The sequence below is a fragment of the Rhodanobacter ginsengisoli genome (assembly GCF_042657065.1).
GTDB classification, from domain to species: domain Bacteria; phylum Pseudomonadota; class Gammaproteobacteria; order Xanthomonadales; family Rhodanobacteraceae; genus Rhodanobacter; species Rhodanobacter ginsengisoli.
Map to the genome: position 1 here is coordinate 1,257,405 of NZ_JBHSNF010000001.1, position 21,304 is coordinate 1,278,708.

The following is a 21,304-nucleotide window of genomic DNA, read 5'->3' on the forward strand; positions in this document are numbered from 1 at the left end:
CGTGGATGGCGATCGAGGCGCTGCCGGTGTCGTGCCGTGCAGCGCCTCCTGGTTGTCGGCGTGCGGTTACCCGCCCGATCAGCTGCCCGGGATCTGCAGCTTGCCGAAGCCGCCCAGGGTGGCGTCGGCGGCGTTGATGGTGTCGAACAGCACCGAACCGCTCAGCGACAGTTCGCCCAGGTCGGCGCTGATGAAGTCCATCTGGCTGACCGGATCGAACTGGCAGCGGTACAGACGCAGCAACAGGTGCTCGCCAGTGAGCGTGTTGATGCCGTCGAACACCAGGTACTTCTCGGGGATCGGCGCGGTGAACATCGCCGTATCTGCGCTCTTGGCGTAGCTGTAGGCGACCTTGAGCGGCGGAGTGAACGCCGGCGAGCCAAGCGACAGCAGCGTGATCAGCGAGGCCTCGGCCGACTCGACCTTGTAATCGGTACCTGGCACCAACGTGACCGGCGTGCCCGTGCTGTCGGTGATGACATGCGCGCTGCTGTACGGGTGATCGAGCACCACGGTGTCGCCCACCACCAGGCCGTCCGGCAGCGGTTCGGCCGTGACCGTGCCAGCTATCGTCTCCACGATATTGGCGTACAGCGCCAGCGCCAACACGCGCGGGTTGAGCTGGTTCGGCTTGATGCTGATCTCGGCTTTCTTGGCCTTCTGCAGCACCGCGCTGGTCAGGCGCTGGCCGCTATAGCTCTCCGTGCGCTCGCTTTTGTCGGTGGTGAGCTTGAGGCTCAGCTCGCTGTTGTCGCCCAGCCACTGCATGGCACCGGCGCGGCCGGTGATCAGGCGGGTGCCGAGCCATACCTTGCCCTGAAGGGAAAAGTCATTCATTACTTGCTCTCCTCGGCGGCCTGGCCGCGCTTGCCGCTGGCGGGCAGCGGATCAATGACGCCATTGGTGGCAAGCCACTCGGCATCGTGCTGATCCACCTCGATCGGCTCGCCGGCCTTGTACGGGTTGCCGGCATGGGTATGGTCTTTCTTCAGGGTCACTTTCATGGTCATTGCGCCTCTGCGCCGATGAGGGTTTGGGTTTGCCACACGTCGCACCAGAGCGCTGTGGCGTCGTCGTACTGCAGCAAGTCGCCACGCTGCAGCTGCAGCGGCCGTGCGCCAGGTACGTCGGGTACCCAGCCGCTGAGCTGCGCGCGCACGTTTTTGATCAGCGTGTTCATCGCGCCGCTGAGCTGCGCGCCGTGCTGCTCGCGGTAGTTGCGGCCCACGATGACGACGCCGACGGCGACGAGGCCGCGCTGGGTGATCTTGACCTGCTCGCCGCGCTGGCCGTGGCCGGGCGCGTTTTCCTGGAACTTCTCCTGCGCCAACACCACGAACACGCTGGGCGGGGTGAAGTCGCGCAGGCTTTTCACGGCCGCGTAGTCCGCCGCCAGGCCGACCAGGCGCAGATCCGGCACCAGCGTGCGGATGCGGTTGGCGACGGGCTGCACGTCGAAGGGTGCGAAGCTCACGGGTAGCGCCCCGCGGGGTCGCGACGGAATACGCGGCCGTCCCCGGTGAACTGCACGTCGGCGGCTTCGGTATCGGCGAGCACCGGGTCATCGGCGCCCAGGCTGAACTTGCCGTCGGCGGTGAGCTGCAGCATCTTCTGCGCGTCGCGGTAGTCGCGCAGGATCGGATCGTCCTTGTCGCTGCTGATGCGGTCCTTGTGCAGCAGGTAGCGGGTGATGGAACGCGACCACTCGACCACGATCGGCGACACGACGGCCAGCGGCAGCGGGTAGCGCCGCGCCAGGAAGCCGTCGATCACGCCGGCGGCGCCATCGATCGCTTCGTTAATGCGCGCCAGGGCGTCGTCGGCGATCGCCACCTGGTCAGCCGTCCACGCCGCGCGATCGGTGCCGCGCAGCGTGGCGTCCATCAGATCGTCGACCACGATCGCATCACGCTCGCGCGTTGCCACCTGGGCCAGCTCGCGGGCACCAGGTCGTTCGGCAAGTTGGGCGGGCGTGATGTACATGGATCAGTCGGCCGGGGTGATGTCGAAGTAGTACGACTTGCCGAGCTCGAACTGAGCGTTGGCAGCGGGGTTGGTGCACAGCATCTCGAACGTGCCGCTGGGCGTGGCCTCCTGAAACCGTTGATCCTCGGGGATCGAGGTGTCGTACGTAGCCGCGAACTTCAGCGTGCGGGCGTTGGCATGCCAGCTGTGCGTGGAAACGGTGTCGAGGCGGAACTTTGCGCGGACGGACATGGGTAACCTCATTTGGTTGATCTGTGATCGGTGGCCAGGCTCTCCTGGCCACCGGCTGACTTCGGCGCTCCAACCGGCCGCCTGCTCAGGCTCACGGAATTACTTCGCCGGCTTCTTGTCGGCTTTCTTGTCCTTGGCGGCCGCGGCCTTCTCGGCCTCAGCCTTCTCCGCAGCGGCTTTCTCGGCCTCAGCTTTCTCGGCCTCAGCCTTCTCCGCAGCGGCTTTCTCGGCCTCAGCTTTCTCGGCCTCGGCCTTCTCGGCCTCAGCCTTCTCCGCAGCGGCTTTCTCGGCCTCAGCTTTCTCGGCCTCGGCCTTCTCGGCCTCAGCCTTCTCCGCAGCGGCTTTCTCGGCCTCAGCTTTCTCGGCCTCGGCCTTTTCCGCGGCGTGTTGCTCGATCACCGCGCGCATGTCGGCGCGCATGTCGGCCAGATCCTCCGCGCTGGGCCGGTCCACGGCGACGCCGTCGACCAGGACGGTCAGCATCGGTTCGCTGGCGATCGCGAACCGCTGCTCGGGAGTCAACTCGCTGGCTTCGATCTCGACGCCGGCGCGGCTGAACTCGATGCCGGCGCGCCGGAAGCGCTCGGTTTTGGATTTGATGGTGATGAGAGGCATGCGATGGACTCCTGGCTCTGTGACGAAGCGGGCGGCGGATGCCGCCGCCCGATCGCGTTCACTTCACGGCTGCGGGGTTGTCAGGTCAGGCGAGCCACGGCACCGAAATGACCTGCACGAGGCCCTTCAGGACGTTGTCCGCACCGTTGGCCAGCGTGGTCGCGTTGACCAGCTTGAGCGCGGCGATCTCCAGGCTGGGCGGCACGACCAGGTGGGTCGGCTTGATGCCCAACGGACGGCCGCCGTCGCCCTTGCGCTCGCACATGGCGGTGTAAGCCGCGGTGAGGCCCGCCTCGTCCAGCGTCTTGCGGCTGGCATAGGCCAGCTGCCAGAAGCCGTAGCCGACGTTGCAGCGGCTGTCGACGCCGTAGACGTATTCGTTGCGCTCGAACACGTTGTCGTCGGTCTCGGCCGTCTTGCTGACGAAGTTCGGCGCCTTGCGGTTCTGGAAGATGATCGGCTTCAGCGCGCGGCTGTTGTCGAGCAGGTACCAGGTGGTGCCGCTGCCGCTGTTGTCGTCGTAGTTGGCCTGGCTGGCCACGGCGCCGTCGGCACCGATCACCGGGTGATCGGTGTCGAAGAAGTACTGGCCGTCGTAGCATGCGGTCGCGTTGCCCGCCTTGAGCAGGTTGAACGCCAGCTGGTCGGGATTGGCGGCGGCCGCGCGGCCCATCTCGGTCATCATTGGCGTATAGACGCCGTACTGATCGTCCTCGATCGCGGTGCGCGGCACAGCTACCGTCAATTCAAACGGCTTGTTCTTGATCGTGTAGCCATACGACTTGGCGCCGTTGATGACGCGATCGCCGATCCATTCCCGCATGTTGGGGAACGAGCCGAGCCAGCCGTATTCCTCGCTGCCGGTGGTGGACGGCACAGTGGTGGCGATGACCTGGTACTGCGATGCGGCCTGGCCGAGACCGCCCTGGAATGCCGCCTTGAAGGCAATGGCCAGGGTTTTCAGATTGCCTGCATTGATGAGCATGTTTGGAGCCTCTTGGATTTAGCCTGGGCCAGCCGGTTCCACGGCTCGGCTACGGAAGGTGTGTCGGGTCAGCAGGTCAGAACTCGACCCACACGCCACCGGCGTCGACGCTGCGCACCACGCCCGCCTTGGAGCGCGAGGCAGAGCCGTCGGTCTTGGCCACGGTCTGGTTGTCGACGATGTAGCAGGTGGCGCCGATGTCGGTGTTGGCCAGCGCGTCGGTGCTTGCCGAGTTGGCGAACTGGAAACAGCCGCGGCGCACTGCGACCTGCACGCCGCCGGCGGCGCCGCCGGTGTTGTCGACGGTTTCGTCGAACACGCCGACGGAGACCTTGGCGGTGGCGGTGGTGCCCATCTCGGCGTTGCCGGCGGCGTTGAGCACCGCGATGGTGCCGGCCAGGCACAGGCTGGCCGCGGCCGGGTAGCTGAACTGCTTGCCGTCGCGACGCTTGGTGTTGCGGCCTTCGGTGGTTGCGGTCATTGCATGTTCCTCAAGGACTGGAGTTCGAGACTCAGGCGGCTACGGCCGCGCGTCGGGTAGGGGTCAGGCAGCCTTGGCGGCCGCGGCGAAGTCCTTGGGGTCGATGCCGGTGGCGCTGCACACCGCCAACTGCTCGGCGTTCAGGCCGTTGGCCTCGTCGACGATGGGCTGCTTGCCGTGCGTCTGACTGTTGTTGAGCGCGGCGATGGGCGCGGCGCTGTCCAGATAGGCAGTGAGCGCCGCGATGTCGGACTTGCCCAGCTTGCGTGCCCAGTCTTCCTGGGCCTTGAGCAGGCGGCCGTCTTCCAGGCCGGCGCTGACCAGGGCATCCACGTCGGCGCCCTGCACCTTGGCAGTGAGCGCGGCCAGGTCGGTCTTGACCGACTCCAGCACGCTGACCGGCACGTACTTCGCCGGATCCGGCTCGGCCGAGCTGGCCTCGGCCTTGGTCTTGAGAGCGGTGCACGCGGCCACCAGTGCCTCGGGCTTGTCCTTGGGGTCGGCGCCGAGCGCCTTGCGGATGTCCGCCAGCGGGTCGGTCTTGAAATGGGTATTCAGCGCTTCCACGGCCTGGTCTTCGGTCGTGGTGGCGGCGAGAGCGAGCGCGGTGCACACCGCCAGCAGCAGCTTGTTCATGGATGGTTCCTCGTCGAGGTTGATGCCGAAGGTGGCGGCAGCACGGAGCGCGAGCGGCTCCATGCCGTCGATGGCCGCCGTGTTGGTGATCGCGGCCATCTGGATATCCAGCACGTCGCCGGTCTGGCGGTCGTACGTGAATACGGGACTGACAAACAGGTACTCGCCGTCGTTGATCGCCTGGCGGGCGCGCGCCGTCAGCTCGACGGTGCCGAACAGTCCCCGGCCTTCATGCCACACCAGGCCCTTGATCCAGGCGGCGGCGGGCGCAGGCTGGCCGTTGGTCTCCTTGTGGAGCGTCTGGTGCTCATAGTCGACGACGGCTGGATTCTTGCGGGCGGCGAACCGCGCGATGACCTTGCTGGCCACGGCCTGGTCGATATGCCAATGCGGCACCGGGATCGAGCGGCCGTCGCTTGGACGGAAATCTCCCGCCGGCGTCAGCTGCAACTCGATGGTGGTGTCGGCACCCGGCACCAGCGCGAACGCGCAGGCGGCAAGGGCAATGGCGAGGGATGTACGACGGGGCATGTGCCCAGTGTCGTGATGCCACCCTGGGCAGGTGGAGCGAAACATTTCGCTGAATGATCCGGGGAGGAAACCACCCGGTCAGCGCCGCTTTCGCAGCCTACGCCGCCGGGTGCGGTGCCGGCAAGCCGCCCCAATGGCGTTTGAAGGCATTTAAAACCCGTTTAAAAACGCCGAGGCCCCTGGAAGGCGTACCAGTGCCGCGCCCGTGGAGCCGCGCGGCGCGCACAGGCGCGCGTTAGGAAGCGGCTCCGGGCATGTTGCCGAGCAGGTGATCGCGGCTCAGCGTGACGATCTCGTCGGCGTCGACGTCGCTGACGCCCAGCCAAGGGCGTGCCGGCAGCGTCACCGTATGCGCGGGGATGGTCACGGCCTGGGCGAAGTTGGATTTGGCCTTGTTGACGAACTGCGGGCTTACCTCGCCCTTGGCATGGTGGAAAAACACCTCGGCCTGGTGCGCGGGGATATTGATGTCGGCGCCGAACTGGTGTGCGGCGCCATAGGGCGCATTGGTGCCCATCAGCAACGTGTCGCCCTCCACCTGGCGCGAAAGCTGGTCGCCGATCATGTGGTTGTCGAACTTCAGGATCGGCACGCCTGGGCGCTTGCCGGATTTCCATTTCGCGTAGTTCGGTTCCAGGGCGCGCCAATGCTCACCATCGGGCGAGAGCTCCTGCGCGGCGCGATCGCGCGTGGAGCGCAGCAGATACTCGCCGATGTCGGACAGCAGCAGCGTCCGTCCCTCCGGGCTGAGCTTGACCGAGACGTAGTCCAGCGCCGCGGTAGCGGTGGCAGCATCGACCTCGACCTCGATGCGTGCGCCCGCCATTACAGCTCACCCTGCAACAAGACCAGCTCGCCGGATGCCAATCGTCCGGACAAACTCCCCCCCGGTACGGTCTCGGTGCCGACGTACGTGTTGATCGCGCCTGGAACCTTGGTCAGCTGTACCCTGACTACGGTCGCAGGCCCACCCACGCCGGTGTTCACGTACAGCAGCTGCCCGCTGGCACGATCGAGCAGTACGGCATCGGCGTCGCGCACCTGACCAGGCACGCCACCATTCGACGCACGCGCCACCGAGGCGTCGCCGGCGCCGATCGGGGCGCTGCCCGGCACCACGCCAGCGGCGGCAAGTGCCTTCACGGTATCGCGATCGAGCGAACCCACGACCAGGTCATTGCTCGGAACGCTGGCGGCGCCCGCCAGCCCGATCCCGATCAGCCATCGGTGCCATGCCGTGAAGGTGGCATCGAGCACCTGGGCAATGCCTGCCCGCGCCAGCAGCTGGCCCAGCAGCTCGGCGCCGGCAAGCGCCGGCAGCTGCGCGGCCTTGTTGATCGTGTCCTGGGTGAAGCGCACAAGCAGCTGGCGCGAGGGCGGAACCTGCACGGGCGGCATGCCGCGCTCGAACGCGCTCTTGCCCGGCGCATAGCCGAAGCCAGGATCCACGCCGGCCGGTGTTTCCACTTGGCGCGGGTGCGGGCCGTTCTTGCCCACCAGCACTTGCTGCATGTCGACCGGCGGTGCGGTGTCCGGTCCATCCTTGCCCAGGCGTTTCAGGTCGCGGGCGTTCAGCGCTTCGACCGTGCACTGGCAGCCCCACCCGTTTGGCGGGTAATGCGTGGCCCACCAGGTGTCGTCGGCGGCCAGCACCAGGCCATTCCATGCCAGGTGCATCGGGCGCGGATGCTGCACGGCGTCGCTGTGTCGGTAACGCCAGAACGGCCGCACGCTCTTCAGCGCCTGCAGTTGGGCGTAGCGACCAGCGGCGTAGCTGGTTCGCAGATTGGTCTCGTAGATGACGCGTGTGCGCCAGTTCCGCCCACCGTTGTAGGCCCAGCCGTACTTGGCCACGATGGCGTCGAAGTCGTGACGGAACGCCTCCAGTCCGGTGCCTTCGGCGATCGCCTTGTCCACCGCCGCGCGCAGGTCGACCAGCAGGTCGATGCGGTTGGCGCCGGCGACCATGAACGCGTGGTCGTGTTCGGCCTCCCACACGTCGGTCCAGGCTTCGGTGAGCACGTTCCGTTTGTTGCGGAAGAACGCGATCTGTTCCTTGAATGGGAGCGAGCCGTAGGCGACGCGGTCAGCCACCACTTGCCTCCCGTGGCTTCACCGCGGCTTGCGCGGTGAGCTGCACCTTGGTGACCGACTGCGCCATCCAGCCCTGCGCGACGATGCCAGCGGCCTGGCCGAGCAGGTACACGGACACCAGCCAGGTGAACGCGTTGACGAACTCCTCGCCGGTGAGCTTGGCGGCAAGCAACAGGCCGACCACGACCGCCAGCGCGAGGGTCGCCCAGAAATCCTTGAAGCCTGCCTGCGTCATAGCGAGCCCGCCTCCTGCAGGATCTCGTACCGGCCCGCGAGCGCCGCCGCGGCCAACCCCTGGGCCATCGCCTCGGCGTACTGCTCCAGGCTCATATCGGGCACGAGCTGCAGGATGCCATCGCGCAGCGCATCGAGCGAATCGACGCGGCTGGCCAGCGCGCGGATCTGCGCCAGCCAGTCGCCGATCGCCGGCGACACCGCGGCGTCGAGCTGGCCCACCATGCGCGCGGGCGGGTCCTGGGGATCGGTCGGGATCTGCGCGCTGGCCGCGGCGGTGCCGGGCGGGACCTTGGCCGTCGGCTCGGCCGGTGCCGGCGGCGCGGCCGGTGCAGCAGGCTTTGCCGCCACCAGCAGATCCGCGTCGTCGGCCTCCGGCTCGGGTACGCCCAGCCGTTCCTGCGCCCACTTGCGCGGGATCTTGAAGCCAATGTTCACCAGCGCCGGCAGCGCCGTGGAATAGGTCTCGATGTCTTCCGTTTCCTCGACCGGGAACGTGAAGCGCGGCCCGCGGCGGATGCTGTCGGCCAAGCCATTGAGCACGGCGATGGGATAGATCAGGTCGCGGGTGAGCGTGGCGGCGATCTGTTTGGCGTCGCCGTCGCGCAGATCCTTGCGCACGTCATCGTGTACCTTGCCCAGGGCGTTGGTCGACGTCTTGCCGTCGGCCTGGCTGGTCAGCGTGCCGCCCAGGATGACCTTGCTCTGGGTTTTCTCGCACCAGTCGATCATGGCCTGGAACGACTTCGGGTCGCCGGTAGCCGGGTCGTGGAACTCCAGCGTCATGCCTTCGGGCACGATGCCGGCAGCGTTGTGGCCCAGCTCGGCCAATGCGCGCAGCAGAGTCGTCTTGTCCTGTTTGCTGCTGCCGGGCGGGTATTTTCCCACGCGCAGCGGGATGCCGTAGATCTCCAGGAACTCGGCCAGATCCGCGACGCTGTAGTTCTTGAACAGGTACGGCCACACCAGCACCCGGAACATGCCGCTGCGCGCCAGGTAGCCGCTCTTGGCCTTGTGCGTGTGCGTGATCCAGCCGAACGGGTTCAGCGGCTCGCCGTCGGCCGTGCCATTGCGCAGGCGCACCTCTTCGCGGTAGCCGCGGTAGATATGGAACCAGCTCTGCGGCCGGTGCGTGATGGTCTTGGGCAGCCAGTAACCGTCGAGGCGATGCCACTCGATCTCCAGGCAGGCATAACCCTTGCCGATCGCGTCCGTGACGTTGAAGATCATCTCGTCGAAGTCGGGGATCTCGGCAAGCAGCTCCTTCACCTGCTTGGCGTTGGCCTTTTCCTTCGCGTACGGGGAGCTGGGCGGCACGATGTCCCATTCCAGCTGCCGGATCGCGCCGCGCCGCTTGAGCATCTCGCTGGCAAGGTGGCCGTCCTTTTCCTCCATGTCCTCATAGAGCTCGCACTGCGCCACCAGGTCGCCTTGCTCGGCGCTTTCCAGAATGGACGCGACGCGCGACGGCGTCAGCCCGCGGCTCGGGTGCCCCTGCCATTCGTTGCGCAGCTGCATGCTGCGGCTGGTCTGCGGCTCGGCCAGGTCGGCGGTGCGGATGGGCTGGCCATCCGGGCCCAGGATCGTGGAGGTCACCATGCTTTGGATTCCGGTAGTGCAAAGTCGGCGCTGTCGTCGGCGCGCATGCGCATGCCGCCGTTGTCGTCGGTGAGGTTGTCGAAGCCGCGGGGTTGTTTGGGCAGCGCGTCCCAGGCGATCTCGGCGGACAAGTTGAGCGTGGCAAACCACGCCAGCACCAGGAACACGGCAAAATCGCCGTGTCGGTACAGGTCAGGGTCTTTCAGATCCTTGCGGCGTGTGGCGACGATCAACGGGATGCCGTCGACATCCTCGATTGCGCGCACGTCGTTGGCCAGGTCCGCATCGGCCGGATAATCGATCGTGGCATCTTCGTGCGCCTGGATCAGCTTGGGCATCCAGGTGCCGTACCAGTTCCGGCTGAGTTTGACCTGATGCACGCTGGCGCCGTATTTGTCGCCGGTGTATTCCGCGAAGGTCTCGCCCGATCCAGTGGCATCCATCGCACCGCCACAGCGGCGCGGAAGACCGTCGATCATCGTCCAGACGATCTGCTCCTGCTGGCGCGCCGGCACATTGTTCATCTCGATCACGAACGGCACCGAGCGGCGCATGTCCTGGTGAATGGCGACTGGGCCGGCAATTGAGAAGTCGCGGTGACGTGCCCAGTCCTGCGCGAACACATGACGCAGCGTCGGATCCAGCTTGGCCAGCTCGGGCTTCAGGTAACGCTGTATCCAATCCTCGACATAGGACTCGCGTTCGAGCATGGACTTTTCGGTGAAGTCGCTGTCCAGCGCCAGGCGCAGCACCTTGCGCCCAGGCACCATCGCCTGGTCGATCCACACACCTGGGATGCACACGCCATTGCCGTCACGCGGGATCGCATCGAGCTCCTCGCGCATTGCCGCCTTTCGGGTGCCGTAGCCGTTGCGGATCTTGGCGTACCACTTGGCTTTGCCTTCGGCGCTGGGCGTCCAGCCCTTCATCATGCACACGCGCTCGTAGATGCCGTTGCCCACCGCATCGTCGAATGTCACGGTGAACACCTTGGCGTCCTCGCCGTAGCGGCCTTCCTCGATGTCCTTGATCAGCTGGTTAAATGGGTTATTGCGCCCGTTATGGCTGGAAATGATGATGATCTCGCCGCCCCAAATCAGCAGCGCCGTAGCGGCATCGAGCACGCCCTGAACGTCGGGATGGAATGCCGCTTCGTCGATGACAACCACGCCCTGGAGGCCGCGTATGTTCGCGGGGCGTGACGACAGCGCAGTGATCTGGAACCCGCTGGCAAAGCGGATGCGATACGAGGTGATGTTGCGTGTGTGGCCGTTCTCGTCCTGGTCCTCGAACAGGAACTCTTCGATGCTCGATACACCCGTGCCCTGCGCCTGCGCGATGACACGCGCGAACTTGGCGCAGTAGCCGACGAACTCCAGGCCCTTTTCCTTGGTGTCGCCGATGTAATAGATGTTGTCGCCGCCAGCACTCTTGCGCGACGCGGCCTTGATCGTGCAATCCAGCGCCACAGCAAACGTAATGCCGGTGCGGCGGCCCTTCGACGCCACTTTGATCGAGGCATGAATCGCCAGGAAAGCCGACTGGTGCGCCATCAGCACGCCGTCGGCAAGCGGGTTGAACCCGTCCGGCACCTCTCGCACGCTGGCCGGCAGCTCGTCCCACTCGACGCTGCGCAGGGTGCTGCTCAGTGGGCGCACTGTGCCGTCGGCCATTACCCGATACCCAGCACTTTCTTTCGCCAGAACTCCACCTGCTCGGGGCCGAGACCCTGGGCGCGAGCGGCCTCCTGCAGGTTGACGTCCTGCTCGCGCTGCAGCGCCTCGCGTGCCTCTTTCGCAATCTGTTGCCGCTCGGCCAGGCTCATCTTGCGCGCCTGCAGTACGGCCTTGGCGCCACGCGCCAGCTCGCCGATCTGCTTGATGGACACGCCATCGTCGCCACCGCTCTGTGCTTTCAGTGCGGCATCCGTGGCCAGCGTGGTCACTGCCTGCACCAGCAACTGACCGGCGCGGTCATTCGGATCTTCGCCCAGTTCGGACACCAGGGCGGTGCTGGCGGCCTGGATATCGCGCATGCGGCCGGCCAGCTCGCTGACCTGTTGGCTGTAACGACCGACCGCGCTGCGGCTGGGCACGGCCGCTTCTGGGAACCGTTCGCGCACCTGCGCGAGGATCTCGTTCAACGTGTGCCGGTCGGCCCGGATCAGCTTCTCAAGGTAGCGGCGCTGCTCGTCCGGCAGGCGCTTGATGCTCGATGCGCGGGGCATGGCGTTACCGCGGCCCAGGGCGGCGCACGCCCGGCACGATCGCCACGCCGCTCACCACGTCGTCACCGCGCGAGGTGATGGTGGCAATCACCAGGTCGGGTACCTCCGGCAGCGATTCCAGCCGCACCAGCGACTGCTCTTTCAGCCAATGCAAGTCGGTGGTCACGTCGTCGCGTGTGGCGGCGATCCCCAGGGCGTACAGGCCGGCGTGCAGGTTGCTGCTGTTGGCGCGGTAGCCGGGCTGCTCGCTGAGCAGGCGCAGCAGCACCAGGCGGCGGTCCTCGCGCAGGCGGTCAGTGAAGGTCTTGCTCATCGGTCGTTCTCCAACAGATGTTCCTGGATCGTTCGCAGCATTTGCGTCATGGACTGCACCTGGCCGCTGATCGTGGCCACCGTCTCCACGACTTGGCTGATGTCGCTGCGCAAGGAAGTGAGGTCGCGATGGGTGGGAAGGTTGTCCACGCGCCCCTCCAACACCGTGATCCGGCGCTCGTGCTGCCTGCTGTCGGTGGACTGGGTAGTGATGCGCGCACCGACCACCAGCAGGCCGATCAGGTTGATCAGTAGCAGCGCGATGATTACGGCGGCGATGACTTCGTTCATCGGCGGTAGCCCTTCAAGCGGTGTTCGTGATCCGCTGCGCAGCTCGCGCAGCGGCTTGTCTTGTGGTCCAGCGCGGCCAGCCGCGCCGGCTCGATCGGTTCGTCGCAGTCGATGCAGATGCCGTCGATCGACGTATTGCGCGGCGCATGCGCATCCGCAATGCGCCGCAGCGTCTCGGCCATCGCGCGGTCGCGGTCCTGTGCGTCGCTTTCCTGCGCGCTGTCGATGTCATCGGTCAACGCTGTGCTCCGGGTGTGGGTGTAGTGGATGCGGCGCCGGCGCTCACGCGCGCGGACGTGGCGCGATCGGCGTTGGCTCCCTGCAACTTGCCGCGCCATTGCTCGATCCACGCCAGCCCGTCCAGTACGCACACGGCCGGCGCACCGCGCCAGCTGCAATGCGCCGCCGGCGGCGCAGGCTCCGCGATCGGCTTCGTCAACGCTTCGTCGAGCGGCCGGTAAGCGGGCACGGGTACTTCAATGACGGGCGTCGGCTTGGGCGCCGGCCGTAGTGCCCCACAGCCGCTCAGCGACGGCAGGGCAAATAGGCAGATGAGCCAGGTCAGCGCAATCGGGCGAATCATGGGCGGCCTTCCTCAATGCATCGTCGCGTGCGGCAGTGGCCGCAGTCAGTTGTTTCTGTAAGCCGGCGCGCTCGGCCATCGCGGCGTCGGCGAAGTAGTTGGCCACCTGCAGTTCGCGTTTCTTGGCGTCCAGCAATCGCTGCACGTTCGCCAGCGTCTGAGCGGTGGCATCGCGTTCGGCGATCGCAAAGTTGCGGTCGCCGTTGGCAGCATCGATCTGTTTCTGAGCGGACTTCTGCGTCGCGGCCACGCCGTCGTCATAACCGCGATGGTGGCCATGCCATTCCAACGCGACGGCAAGCGCCAGCAACGCCAGCAGTGCGTAGACGTACTTCATGTGCAGACCGCCTTGCCGGACCAGCCGGCATCGAGGTAGGCGGGTTCCAGCACCAGCAGGATCCGCCGCACGTAGCCGCGGTTCTCGCGCCATGCGGCCGCGCTGCGCGCGCGCTGGTCGCTCACGCTGCCGAACCAGGTACCGGCGTCGAGGCGCCGGCGCTCGGCCAGCTGCATCTCCTGGTGCAGGCGCTTCTCGCCGCCGTTGTAGGCGCTGAGGCCGAAGGCCCAGCTATCGCATGCCGTGGTTCCAGGGTTGCGCTTGACCAGCCAGGCGTCATACACGGCCGCGGCCAGCGCGGCCTGTTGCGGGTCCCACGGATCGAACTGGCCGAGCTTGTCGGGGAACGCCTCGGCGATCCATGCGCCGGTCGACGGCATGAACTGCGCCAGGCCCTCGGCGCCGACCGGGCTGCGCGCCTGCGCGTTCCAGCTCGACTCCTGGTGGATCTGCGCCGCCAGCCGTGCCGGCGAGCCATCCACGCCCCATTCCTCGGCCGCAGCCTGCTCGACGTAACGGCGGTACATGGTGTTGACCTCGGGAACCGTCACGCGCATCTGGGCGGGTGTCGGTGTCGTGGGCGAGGCGTTGGCCACCGTCGCCAGCAGGATCAGCCCGGCGACGCACATGCCGATGCCGACGGGCATCTGCCAGCGCGGCGGCGGCAGGAAACCCACCATGCGTCGGGCGGTCGCGTCGTAGACGATCGAGGCGCCGACCAGCAGGAGCAGGAGTGCGCCGATCATGGCGCAAGCACCACGGCGGCTTTCAGGCCGCACGCGATCAATACGGCGACCGTGCCATACAACACGTAGATCGCGCCGCGAAGCGCGCGATACGGCGCCTGTCGATACCGTGCCTCGCGTTCGGTGGTTGGGATCAACCACATACCGCGAACGATGAACAACGCGCCGATGACGTAAAGCAGCCAGTTCATGGCATCAACCCCGCCGCCACGATCGCCGCGGCCATCAGCGTGGCGCGTCGCGTCTGCGCCATCGCGCGCTCGATGCCGTCGAGCTGGTGCGGGCGCGCATACGGCGAGGCCGCACGGTCGAAGCCGTAGCCCAGCACCGCGGCCAGGCTCAGCTTGCTCACGATCCACAGGTAGCTGCCGATCTTGGCCGGGTTGAGGAACCAGGCGATCACCACCAGCAACAGCACGCTCAACAGCGCCCATAGCGCCATGCGGCCGAAGTCATCCAGGGCGGCGGCAAAGCCCTGGTAAGTCGCGCTCAAACGGGATTTGAAGTCCATGCACCGGCTCCTGAATAGGAGCCGGCGGGACTGCAGGGGAACAGCCCCGCCGGCGTGCAGCGCGCCAAGGGGAGGTAGCACGCTGCGGCGTCAGGATGTGCGAGTGGGGGTATTGAGCGTGGACGAAACCTTTCGCTCAAGAAAAAGCCCCGCACATGGGCGGGGCTGGGGACTACACGCAAACGAGGATAGTGGCATTAAGATCGCGGGACAAGGACACCGGGGACCACCATGAAGCTCATGCATCTGCTTGCCGCCGCGCTGCTGTTCGCGCCCATTGCCGTCTTCGCTGAGGGCCTCAAGCCCGACGCGGTCGTATGCGAAACCGAGTCGGCGCTGGCCATGCTGGCCCAGCCGAACCTTGCCGGTGAGCCCGGCAGCGTGGTGATGAAGCGCATCGACGCCACCATCAAGTTTGAGCAGCTGGCCCACCAGGCCAACGGCATGCTGGGCAACATGGCCGCCCAGGAAGAAGCCATCCGCAACGGGTACGGGGCGAGCGGTTCGTCGCAGGTGCAGGCCAGCCAGGCCGCCGCGGCACAGCAGGAAGCGCAGACCAAGGGCCAGCAGGCCCAGGCATTCCAGCGACAGTGCATGGCCACCGGCGCGCAGGCGGTGACGGTGTCGGTGCTGGAGCGGCGTCCGATCTCGGGCGCGGTGAAGGTGAGCATGCTGATAAACGGTAGTCAGGCCGAGGTGTGGACGGTGGCCAGTTACCTGGAGTGATCAGGCGTCATCCGGTTCCAGCTCGCCGTAGCTGCCGAGGTGGCGTTCCGAGTAACTCACGTATTCCACCCAGCCGTGTTCGACAAGCCACGCCCCGAAGGCGTAATGCGCCGAAGGACTGCCCGGCAGCCACTTCCACTCGGTGTCGAATTGCTTGGCCAGCGCCTGCAGGTCACCGTCTTTGAGCACCCGCATCAGCCACAAGTTGGATTTGTCCGCGTACTCGTCGCACGTCGTCAATATCAGCTCGCCCGCTTTCATGCCGTTCCCCGGTCAGCTTGTGCAAACAGATCCGGCTGAATCCGCCGGATGTGGATCGCCCGTTGCTCGGCGGCGATCTGCTCGATGCGCCGCTCGCTCACATCGTAGCGCCGTGCCAGCTCGCCCTTGTTGACGCCCTTATACTCCAGGTAGATCCGGCGATCGCGCAGCGCCGTCTGCAGGCTCTCGCCGGATGGCAGGTAGATCTGCCGGCCGCCCAGGTACGTGCCGATGGCCAGCACGGCCTGCTGCGCCTCGGCGATCGCCGCCGCCTCGTCGCGGCCGCGCCGCTGGAACGTGGCGCGCAGCACGTCGACCAGCTCCGCCAGCGTGCTGGGCCAGCGCTCGCTGGGCGACTCGATGCCCGCCAGCTCGGCGTCGGTGGGGGCGTGCTCGAACATGTCGCTCATCAGTGTTTCGTCTTCGTCGCACCAGCGCGGACTTGACGCTCACCTTCGCGCAGTGTTCGTTGAAGCTGTTCCAACAGGCGGTGCGTCCACTCGAATCCGTTGCGGGCCGAGACGCTGCCCAACACGCCTCCGAGAAACATGGACATGCGTTCCATGCTTACGGGACCAGCCGGCAACTCGGAAAGAACGACGCCGGTCAATTCAGCGCCTGCGTCCAGTTCCCTTTGAATATCTTTGTCATTCATGCTCAATCTCTCCTGTAACGATGAAGCCCCATTGCGGCTCGTAGCGGGGGTTGATGGCGCAGAGCAGGAAGATCGCCACGCCCATGAACGCCTCGGCCGCGCCCATCACCCAGGCCGGCACGCCGTTGCGCTCGCTGACCAGCATGCCGTCGGCGCCTTCCTCGGCCAGGTACACCGGGCAGAAGGCGAACCAGCCGCGGTGCGTGAAGCGTTTGCGGATCTCCTGCGGCGATAGCGGGTTGATGATCGACATCACTGGCCTCCCTTCGCGCGTGCGCGCTTCTGTGCATAGCTCAACGCCGCCACCAATTTATGCAGCTGGTCGGCGCGCAACCACTCGACGCGGTGCACCTTGAACATGCGTTTGGCGGTGCCGTGCGCGTAGTTCCAGCTCTTGCCCGCCTCGGCCAGCAGCGCGCCGACCTTGGTCACCATGCCGGCGATCTCGTCGCGCACGTTCTGCGGCGCGTCGGGCAGGTTCACGGCGTTGCGCATCTGCTGCTGGCCTTCGCCGGCCAGGCGGCGCAGCTCGTCCAGCACCTTGGCGCGGCCGCGCTGGTCCAGGTCGGCGCTGCTGCGCACGCTGCCCACGCGCTGCAGCAGCGCGACGTAGGTGTCGCGGTCCAGGCGCAGCCGCTTGCTGGCCAGCACGTGGATGGCGGCCAGCTCGCGGTTGCGCGATGACTTAGTGATCGGCTTGGCCATGCGGCTTCTCCAGTCGTTTTACGGGTGAGAGCGCGGCGCACCAGTCGTTCTTCCAGCGCCGGGCGGATTCGTAGCTGAGCCCGGTAAGCGCCCGCACCTCGGCCACGGTGGGTGGCTTCGGCTGCTGTACCGCCCACAGGGCGAACTCGAAGTGAGCGCGGCGCTCTTTCATGTTGTGGGCGCGAACGGCCATCACTCCTCCCGTGTCGCTACCAGCTCGACCGAGCTGTTGTGCTTGTGCAGGTGGCGCAACAGCGCGCGCGTTGATGTCCAGATCGGCAGGTAATAGGTGTGCGTGTGCTTCTCGCGCTGCGCGTCGCACCATTTCTTGCCCAGGAGCCTTACCTGCTTGGGCGTGTAGGGCTTCGGCCGATGGGTTATGGGCCGCAGGAAGCGGCGGCGCTCCTCGCAGTCCTCGGTGATCCATTTCCCCTTGAAGTAGCCGTCGACGTAGACCATCACCACCATGCGCATCTTGTCGCGTTGCACCTCCAGCGCGACGTAGTACTGGTCGCACTGCAGGCGCACCGACGCACCCGGAAACACCAGGAGCTGCTCGACCTTCAGGCATTCGTCGCGAGTCACGGCTCATCGCCTCCCGCCAACGCGATCCACAAGGTCACGCACGGCACCAGGTTGATGCACCAGCGGCGGTGATACGGCGACCAGTGCGCGCCGATCCACAGGCTGCCGGGACGGAATAGGAGGCCGGCTTTCATGCCTTGCGCCTCTTGGCCGGGATCTTCGGCAGATCCTCGGATTGCCAGCCGCCGCGCTGCCAGTAACACAGGTCGCGCGCGCCTTCGTCCTCGAAGAAGACCGCCACGCGATCGGGTTCCTCGGCTTGCCAGTAGACCTCCAACACCTCCCGCAGGTCGCCGTCGCCACTGTCGATATGCATGCCGGCGACTGGGAGAAAGGGAATCTCTCCGTGCTTGGACCAGGTGAGCGACTCGAAGCCTTCGGAGTTCTTCACGTCTGTCGGCCACGGCGTTTCCAGTTCGTAGAGGATTTTCATACCTTCACTCCGCTGCTGGCCTTTTCGTACTGGCCACCGGTGATTTCTTCACCCTTGGTCAGACACGTAGAAGTGCCCACGTAGAACGCGTCCGGCGTGATGACGTAGCCGACGCCCGACAGGATCAGCACGCCCCAGTCGGTGCCGCAGGCTTTCCACACCGCGTCCAGGTCGGGTTTCATGGTGGGCTTAAGCGCGTCCCAACGATCGCGGATATCCGCAAGCTCATTACGCAAGCTCGCGCGCGCACGGCGACGCGGGAACTGGCAGCCAGCCGTTTGCTTGGATGCCTTCGTCCACAACTCTGACGCCAGCGGTGCGGCGAACTTGATGCCGTAAAACGAGCGGCCGCTGACGCCGGTCTGATAGACCGGCTTGGCATCGAACGCTTTAGCAAGCGCGACGGCCTGTCGGCTCAATTCGTCGCACTGCGCGCAATACACCTTGACTGCGGCGAGCACCTCGGCCTGGGCGAATCGGAAATAGCGGATCGTCATGCCGCCACCTGCTGCGTCGGCATCGGCGCTGGCTCGATGATCGGGGCGAAGGCATAAACCTCCATGCGCAGCTCTTCGCAATCGACGCCACTGAGCATCCACACTTTGAGGCCGCCGGGAGTCGTGCCGCGCCAGGCCATGAACGTATGCGGCACCTTGTCGTCGGGCGCGTAGGCGCTGACCATCACATCCTGCAGCGCGGGTGGTTGGTCGGCGGTTACCGGCTGCCAGCTTGGTGCTACCGCGAAGTCCTCCGCGTGCAGCCATTCGCGCTTGCCGTCCGGGTGGTGAATGCACCAGGTGGTGCCGTCGCCCAGGATGCTGGCCAGCCCGGCAAGACCGGCGATGATCGCGGCGCGCCGCGACGGGTCGAACGTCAACACGTTGCGCCAGCTGCCGCTGGTGTTGACCTGCAGCATGCAGGTGGTGCGCTGTTCCAGGATCTCGGCCATGTCACACCCCCGAAAGGTCCAGGCTCAGCGCCTGGTAGCTGCCGTTGGCCTGGCGGCGGTAGAAGCGGACGTAGCTGGTGCTGCCCACGACCTGCACGGCGTCGCCGATGGCTTCCATCGCGCGCTTCCAGCGCTCGTCCTCGATCGCCAGGCGCTTGAGCGCCAGCACGTTGCCGGTGCGGATGTTGCCGGCACTGTCGACGCGGAACGCGTCCTGTACCAGCAGCGCGATCTCTGGCCGGGCGTCGACCGTCCACTCGGTCAAGCATTCGTCGATCAGTTCCTTCGCCGCCTGCAGACGCTCGTCGAACACGATGCGTTCTGCGATCGCGCGCTGGATGCGCAGCTCTCCGTCGAAGCTGAGCAGCTGCACGTTGCCCTTGTTGCCGCCCAGGCTGACGCCGTACTCGCCTGCGGACAGGTCCACGAACGCCGCGATGTCGGCGAACGCTGCCAGCTTGAATTCGCGCATGGCCTTGTTCAGCGCCTCGGCCTTGACGTACAGCTCGTGCACCAGCTCGTCGCGGGTGCGGTCGATGGGCTTGATCTGAGCCTCCGGGACCAGGCGGCCCTTGGCGTCGCGCCGGTGGCCCGCGGGGATGGTGGTGTCTGTCATGGTGTGGCGTCCTTGGAATCGAGCGCCGCTTCAAAGGCGGCGCGGTGAATGTCATGGGTGGCGTCGCGCAGGCGCTCGCCGAGCCAGGGCGGCAGCTCGTCGTCGTCATCGAGTGGCGCGCGCTGGCTGCGGGCCAGCAGCGGCGGGAGGGTGGTGTCACGGACGGTCATTTCGCACCGCCCGCAAACGCATCGCGCGCGGCGCACGCGGCGCGCACGCTTTCCTGCAGCCAGGTGTAGACGTCGTCGTCGACCTTGGACAGCACGTAGGCTTCGCGCGCGTTTTCGGCCATGAACACGGCACGGTCGAGCGCACTGGCCTGGTCGCTTGTCACGGCAACCTTGGGCCTGGTCTCGCGCGGCGATGCCGGCGTGGCAGGCGCGGCGGGCGCAGGCGCGGGCGCCGCCGAGGTCGTGACGTTGCCCACGTTCACGGCCACCGACACGCCGCCCTTGTCCGCGATGCAATACGCCAGCTTGCGACCGCCCGCCGTCACGGTGGACAAAGCACCGGCGCGTGCGAGCTGGCTGAGCAGCGACTGGATGCTCTGGTCCTTGTCGTCGGGCAGCGCCGCGCACACCTCGGCGGCGGTCATCGGCGCGGCGGCAGCGCGCAGCAGCTCGCGGATGCGCTCGGTGAGCGTTCGCACACGATCGTCAAGGCGCCGGCCGCCCACCCAGGCATAAGCCACCTTGCCGTCCTCCATCTGGGCGATGATCTCGCCCGCCTGCTTGAGCCCGCGGCAGCGCGAGCCGACGGTGTGGCGGTCGGCATCGTCGGGCAGCTGCTCCATCAGCTGGTCAATGGTCAGCGGCGCGCCGGAATCCTGGAGCGCCTTGCGGATGGCGTTGGTGAGGTTCATGGCGCGGGCTCCATCACCAGGTGGTTGATGTCGACGCCGCCGGTGCTGCCTTCGATCTTCACGATCACGGCGCCGTGACCAAGCGCCCAGGCTTCGGAGCGGGTCTTGGTCTTGCGGTGTTTGGCACTGCCCGCGATCGGGTAATAGCGGCATGCCGTGCCCACCGGGTATTTGGCGGTGAATGCCTCGGCGGTCATGTCCGGTTCGATCGCGGCTATCGGGTAGCGGAGCGTCGTCGTCAGAACGTAGTTCGGGTGCCTGCAAGACACCAGGCCACCCACCTTGAGCATGCCGGGCTTGTCGACCTCCACGCCGCACCAGAGATCTGCTTGGAACGGCGAGCTGTCGACCACGATGCCGTTGTTGTCGAGCTGCCAGGTGAGGAAGTCCTGGCCGTGATCCTCGAAGTGGATCCGCATGGCTCAGCCCTCCCTCTGCAGCAGCACGTGCGCTTCGCGCTCGACCCACTGCACCTGGCAGCCCATCACCCGGGCCACACGGTGCAGCTCGCGCATCGAGCCGTGTACGCGGCGGATGAAGATGCTGCCGGTGAGCCAGGTGCCGGGCTGGTCGATGTCGATCACGATGTGGTCGCGGCGCACGCTGACGTTCTGCACGGTGCAGCCGTGCATGTGCAGGAACAGGATGCACTTCTCGGCCCGGCGCAGGCTGTCCAGGGTTTCGTTGCTCTGCTTGCTCAGGCGCAGCGCAATGGCCTTTTGAACGCTCTTCAATACATTCATGGTGTGGACTCCAGGGGCAGCCCCAGCTGCCCGTACAGGTCCGGCAGGGCGACGCGCTTCATGGCGCTTACCCGGCGGAGGGTTGTCATGGCGCGGCCAAGCAGGAAAACGCAGGCCCGGTCCAGTTCTTCGTCGTTTGCCGCGAGGTAGTAGCCATGCAGCGGATGCGCACAGACGCGATGTCCCGCGGTGCTCAGCGCTTCGATGATCTGGCGCAGGCGGCGCTTGTCGGCATCGACATGCCGACCCGTGACCGCGTGCACCAGCTGCTCGGCGGTAACGCCGTTGGCTTCACCGACACAGGTCTGCAATACCGCCAGCACCGCATCGGGCGTCAGGTTGTTGCTGTTCGTGTCGGTGTGCATGGCAT

The 21,304-nt window shown here is 66.4% G+C and carries 41 protein-coding genes; 1 reads left to right on the forward strand and 40 read right to left on the reverse strand.

Going from position 1 to position 21,304, the window contains the following annotated elements; genetic code table 11:
• Positions 1-78: 78 nt before the first annotated feature.
• From ACFPPA_RS05600 to ACFPPA_RS05710, 23 genes are all read right to left on the reverse strand, one after another.
• Positions 79-837: a phage tail tube protein gene (locus ACFPPA_RS05600; protein WP_377318080.1), complete on the reverse strand. Its 759-nt coding sequence runs from the start codon at positions 835-837 to the stop codon at positions 79-81.
• Positions 837-1,004 (reverse strand): DUF7210 family protein, encoded by a 168-nt coding sequence (locus ACFPPA_RS05605; protein WP_377318082.1) that lies wholly within the window; start codon positions 1,002-1,004, stop codon positions 837-839. Before ACFPPA_RS05605 ends, ACFPPA_RS05600 begins: the two co-directional genes overlap by 1 nt.
• A gap of 2 nt (positions 1,005-1,006) precedes the next feature.
• Entirely contained in the window at positions 1,007-1,474 is a 468-nt protein-coding gene (locus ACFPPA_RS05610) for a phage tail terminator protein (RefSeq protein ID WP_377318084.1), read from the reverse strand.
• Positions 1,471-1,983, reverse strand: coding sequence for a gp436 family protein (locus tag ACFPPA_RS05615; RefSeq protein WP_377318086.1), 513 nt, complete (start codon positions 1,981-1,983; stop codon positions 1,471-1,473). The genes ACFPPA_RS05610 and ACFPPA_RS05615 overlap by 4 nt, the downstream gene beginning before the upstream one ends.
• A gap of 3 nt (positions 1,984-1,986) precedes the next feature.
• The gene (locus ACFPPA_RS05620; protein ID WP_377318088.1) at positions 1,987-2,217 is read right to left on the reverse strand and encodes a hypothetical protein; all 231 of its coding nucleotides are present in this window, start codon (positions 2,215-2,217) and stop codon (positions 1,987-1,989) included.
• 99 nt (positions 2,218-2,316) lie between these two features.
• A complete protein-coding gene (locus tag ACFPPA_RS05625; protein ID WP_377318090.1) occupies positions 2,317-2,832 on the reverse strand; it encodes a hypothetical protein in 516 nt (171 codons plus the stop codon).
• A gap of 85 nt (positions 2,833-2,917) precedes the next feature.
• Positions 2,918-3,817, reverse strand: coding sequence for a Mu-like prophage major head subunit gpT family protein (locus ACFPPA_RS05630; protein WP_377318092.1), 900 nt, complete (start codon positions 3,815-3,817; stop codon positions 2,918-2,920).
• Between the two features lie 76 nt (positions 3,818-3,893).
• The gene (locus tag ACFPPA_RS05635; protein WP_377318094.1) at positions 3,894-4,298 is read right to left on the reverse strand and encodes a hypothetical protein; all 405 of its coding nucleotides are present in this window, start codon (positions 4,296-4,298) and stop codon (positions 3,894-3,896) included.
• Between the two features lie 63 nt (positions 4,299-4,361).
• Positions 4,362-5,465: a phage protease gene (locus ACFPPA_RS05640; RefSeq protein ID WP_377318096.1), complete on the reverse strand. Its 1,104-nt coding sequence runs from the start codon at positions 5,463-5,465 to the stop codon at positions 4,362-4,364.
• 235 nt (positions 5,466-5,700) lie between these two features.
• Positions 5,701-6,291 carry a phage virion morphogenesis protein gene (locus tag ACFPPA_RS05645; protein WP_377318098.1) on the reverse strand — a complete coding sequence of 197 codons (591 nt, stop codon included), beginning with the start codon at positions 6,289-6,291 and terminating at the stop codon, positions 5,701-5,703.
• Entirely contained in the window at positions 6,291-7,559 is a 1,269-nt protein-coding gene (locus tag ACFPPA_RS05650) for a phage head morphogenesis protein (protein ID WP_377318100.1), read from the reverse strand. The genes ACFPPA_RS05645 and ACFPPA_RS05650 overlap by 1 nt, the downstream gene beginning before the upstream one ends.
• Entirely contained in the window at positions 7,552-7,794 is a 243-nt protein-coding gene (locus ACFPPA_RS05655; protein ID WP_377318102.1) for a hypothetical protein, read from the reverse strand. Before ACFPPA_RS05655 ends, ACFPPA_RS05650 begins: the two co-directional genes overlap by 8 nt.
• Positions 7,791-9,392 (reverse strand): DUF935 domain-containing protein, encoded by a 1,602-nt coding sequence (locus ACFPPA_RS05660; protein WP_377318104.1) that lies wholly within the window; start codon positions 9,390-9,392, stop codon positions 7,791-7,793. Before ACFPPA_RS05660 ends, ACFPPA_RS05655 begins: the two co-directional genes overlap by 4 nt.
• On the reverse strand, positions 9,386-11,065 hold the full coding sequence (locus ACFPPA_RS05665) for a hypothetical protein (protein ID WP_377318106.1): 1,680 nt from the start codon (positions 11,063-11,065) through the stop codon (positions 9,386-9,388). Before ACFPPA_RS05665 ends, ACFPPA_RS05660 begins: the two co-directional genes overlap by 7 nt.
• Positions 11,065-11,619 carry a phage protein Gp27 family protein gene (locus ACFPPA_RS05670; RefSeq protein WP_377318108.1) on the reverse strand — a complete coding sequence of 185 codons (555 nt, stop codon included), beginning with the start codon at positions 11,617-11,619 and terminating at the stop codon, positions 11,065-11,067. The genes ACFPPA_RS05665 and ACFPPA_RS05670 overlap by 1 nt, the downstream gene beginning before the upstream one ends.
• Before the next feature lie 4 nt (positions 11,620-11,623).
• Complete coding sequence (locus ACFPPA_RS05675; protein WP_377318110.1) at positions 11,624-11,932, reverse strand: VpaChn25_0724 family phage protein; 309 nt, start codon at positions 11,930-11,932, stop codon at positions 11,624-11,626.
• Complete coding sequence (locus ACFPPA_RS05680; RefSeq protein WP_377318112.1) at positions 11,929-12,222, reverse strand: DUF2730 family protein; 294 nt, start codon at positions 12,220-12,222, stop codon at positions 11,929-11,931. Before ACFPPA_RS05680 ends, ACFPPA_RS05675 begins: the two co-directional genes overlap by 4 nt.
• Positions 12,219-12,461 (reverse strand): TraR/DksA family transcriptional regulator, encoded by a 243-nt coding sequence (locus ACFPPA_RS05685; protein ID WP_377318114.1) that lies wholly within the window; start codon positions 12,459-12,461, stop codon positions 12,219-12,221. The genes ACFPPA_RS05680 and ACFPPA_RS05685 overlap by 4 nt, the downstream gene beginning before the upstream one ends.
• A complete protein-coding gene (locus ACFPPA_RS05690; protein ID WP_377318116.1) occupies positions 12,458-12,691 on the reverse strand; it encodes a hypothetical protein in 234 nt (77 codons plus the stop codon). The genes ACFPPA_RS05685 and ACFPPA_RS05690 overlap by 4 nt, the downstream gene beginning before the upstream one ends.
• A 7-nt stretch (positions 12,692-12,698) precedes the next feature.
• Positions 12,699-13,142 (reverse strand): hypothetical protein, encoded by a 444-nt coding sequence (locus ACFPPA_RS05695; protein WP_377318118.1) that lies wholly within the window; start codon positions 13,140-13,142, stop codon positions 12,699-12,701.
• Positions 13,139-13,888, reverse strand: coding sequence for a transglycosylase SLT domain-containing protein (locus ACFPPA_RS05700; protein WP_377318120.1), 750 nt, complete (start codon positions 13,886-13,888; stop codon positions 13,139-13,141). The genes ACFPPA_RS05695 and ACFPPA_RS05700 overlap by 4 nt, the downstream gene beginning before the upstream one ends.
• Positions 13,885-14,079: a hypothetical protein gene (locus tag ACFPPA_RS05705; protein ID WP_377318122.1), complete on the reverse strand. Its 195-nt coding sequence runs from the start codon at positions 14,077-14,079 to the stop codon at positions 13,885-13,887. Before ACFPPA_RS05705 ends, ACFPPA_RS05700 begins: the two co-directional genes overlap by 4 nt.
• Positions 14,076-14,399 (reverse strand): putative holin, encoded by a 324-nt coding sequence (locus ACFPPA_RS05710; protein WP_377318124.1) that lies wholly within the window; start codon positions 14,397-14,399, stop codon positions 14,076-14,078. Before ACFPPA_RS05710 ends, ACFPPA_RS05705 begins: the two co-directional genes overlap by 4 nt.
• Before the next feature lie 231 nt (positions 14,400-14,630).
• Between ACFPPA_RS05710 and ACFPPA_RS05715 the strand changes: the two genes are divergently transcribed.
• Positions 14,631-15,125: a hypothetical protein gene (locus ACFPPA_RS05715; protein WP_377318126.1), complete on the forward strand. Its 495-nt coding sequence runs from the start codon at positions 14,631-14,633 to the stop codon at positions 15,123-15,125.
• Here the strand turns inward: ACFPPA_RS05715 and ACFPPA_RS05720 are convergent, their stop codons facing one another.
• The 17 genes from ACFPPA_RS05720 to ACFPPA_RS05800 are packed head-to-tail and all read right to left on the reverse strand — an operon-like array spanning position 15,126 to position 21,299.
• Positions 15,126-15,386, reverse strand: a complete 261-nt coding sequence (locus ACFPPA_RS05720) for a hypothetical protein (protein ID WP_377318128.1) — start codon at positions 15,384-15,386, stop codon at positions 15,126-15,128.
• Positions 15,383-15,796 (reverse strand): Mor transcription activator family protein, encoded by a 414-nt coding sequence (locus tag ACFPPA_RS05725; protein ID WP_377318130.1) that lies wholly within the window; start codon positions 15,794-15,796, stop codon positions 15,383-15,385. Before ACFPPA_RS05725 ends, ACFPPA_RS05720 begins: the two co-directional genes overlap by 4 nt.
• Positions 15,796-16,041 (reverse strand): hypothetical protein, encoded by a 246-nt coding sequence (locus ACFPPA_RS05730; RefSeq protein ID WP_377318132.1) that lies wholly within the window; start codon positions 16,039-16,041, stop codon positions 15,796-15,798. The genes ACFPPA_RS05725 and ACFPPA_RS05730 overlap by 1 nt, the downstream gene beginning before the upstream one ends.
• A complete protein-coding gene (locus ACFPPA_RS05735) occupies positions 16,034-16,294 on the reverse strand; it encodes a hypothetical protein (RefSeq protein ID WP_377318134.1) in 261 nt (86 codons plus the stop codon). The genes ACFPPA_RS05730 and ACFPPA_RS05735 overlap by 8 nt, the downstream gene beginning before the upstream one ends.
• Positions 16,294-16,746, reverse strand: coding sequence for a gp16 family protein (locus ACFPPA_RS05740; RefSeq protein ID WP_377318136.1), 453 nt, complete (start codon positions 16,744-16,746; stop codon positions 16,294-16,296). Before ACFPPA_RS05740 ends, ACFPPA_RS05735 begins: the two co-directional genes overlap by 1 nt.
• Positions 16,727-16,939, reverse strand: coding sequence for a hypothetical protein (locus tag ACFPPA_RS05745; protein ID WP_377318138.1), 213 nt, complete (start codon positions 16,937-16,939; stop codon positions 16,727-16,729). The genes ACFPPA_RS05740 and ACFPPA_RS05745 overlap by 20 nt, the downstream gene beginning before the upstream one ends.
• The gene (locus ACFPPA_RS05750) at positions 16,939-17,331 is read right to left on the reverse strand and encodes a hypothetical protein (protein WP_377318140.1); all 393 of its coding nucleotides are present in this window, start codon (positions 17,329-17,331) and stop codon (positions 16,939-16,941) included. Before ACFPPA_RS05750 ends, ACFPPA_RS05745 begins: the two co-directional genes overlap by 1 nt.
• The gene (locus tag ACFPPA_RS05755; RefSeq protein WP_377318142.1) at positions 17,328-17,465 is read right to left on the reverse strand and encodes a hypothetical protein; all 138 of its coding nucleotides are present in this window, start codon (positions 17,463-17,465) and stop codon (positions 17,328-17,330) included. The genes ACFPPA_RS05750 and ACFPPA_RS05755 overlap by 4 nt, the downstream gene beginning before the upstream one ends.
• On the reverse strand, positions 17,462-17,764 hold the full coding sequence (locus ACFPPA_RS05760) for a hypothetical protein (RefSeq protein ID WP_377318144.1): 303 nt from the start codon (positions 17,762-17,764) through the stop codon (positions 17,462-17,464). The genes ACFPPA_RS05755 and ACFPPA_RS05760 overlap by 4 nt, the downstream gene beginning before the upstream one ends.
• Positions 17,761-18,261, reverse strand: a complete 501-nt coding sequence (locus tag ACFPPA_RS05765) for a hypothetical protein (RefSeq protein ID WP_377318146.1) — start codon at positions 18,259-18,261, stop codon at positions 17,761-17,763. The genes ACFPPA_RS05760 and ACFPPA_RS05765 overlap by 4 nt, the downstream gene beginning before the upstream one ends.
• Positions 18,258-18,713 (reverse strand): hypothetical protein, encoded by a 456-nt coding sequence (locus ACFPPA_RS05770; protein WP_377318148.1) that lies wholly within the window; start codon positions 18,711-18,713, stop codon positions 18,258-18,260. The genes ACFPPA_RS05765 and ACFPPA_RS05770 overlap by 4 nt, the downstream gene beginning before the upstream one ends.
• A 1-nt stretch (position 18,714) precedes the next feature.
• Positions 18,715-19,329, reverse strand: a complete 615-nt coding sequence (locus ACFPPA_RS05775; RefSeq protein WP_377318150.1) for a DUF3164 family protein — start codon at positions 19,327-19,329, stop codon at positions 18,715-18,717.
• Positions 19,326-19,499: a hypothetical protein gene (locus ACFPPA_RS05780; RefSeq protein WP_377318152.1), complete on the reverse strand. Its 174-nt coding sequence runs from the start codon at positions 19,497-19,499 to the stop codon at positions 19,326-19,328. Before ACFPPA_RS05780 ends, ACFPPA_RS05775 begins: the two co-directional genes overlap by 4 nt.
• Entirely contained in the window at positions 19,496-20,191 is a 696-nt protein-coding gene (locus ACFPPA_RS05785; protein ID WP_377318154.1) for a hypothetical protein, read from the reverse strand. The genes ACFPPA_RS05780 and ACFPPA_RS05785 overlap by 4 nt, the downstream gene beginning before the upstream one ends.
• Complete coding sequence (locus tag ACFPPA_RS05790) at positions 20,188-20,610, reverse strand: hypothetical protein (RefSeq protein ID WP_377318156.1); 423 nt, start codon at positions 20,608-20,610, stop codon at positions 20,188-20,190. The genes ACFPPA_RS05785 and ACFPPA_RS05790 overlap by 4 nt, the downstream gene beginning before the upstream one ends.
• Positions 20,611-20,613: 3 nt before the next feature.
• Positions 20,614-20,934, reverse strand: a complete 321-nt coding sequence (locus ACFPPA_RS05795; RefSeq protein ID WP_377318158.1) for a hypothetical protein — start codon at positions 20,932-20,934, stop codon at positions 20,614-20,616.
• Complete coding sequence (locus ACFPPA_RS05800) at positions 20,931-21,299, reverse strand: hypothetical protein (RefSeq protein WP_377318160.1); 369 nt, start codon at positions 21,297-21,299, stop codon at positions 20,931-20,933. Before ACFPPA_RS05800 ends, ACFPPA_RS05795 begins: the two co-directional genes overlap by 4 nt.
• Positions 21,300-21,304: the final 5 nt, after the last annotated feature.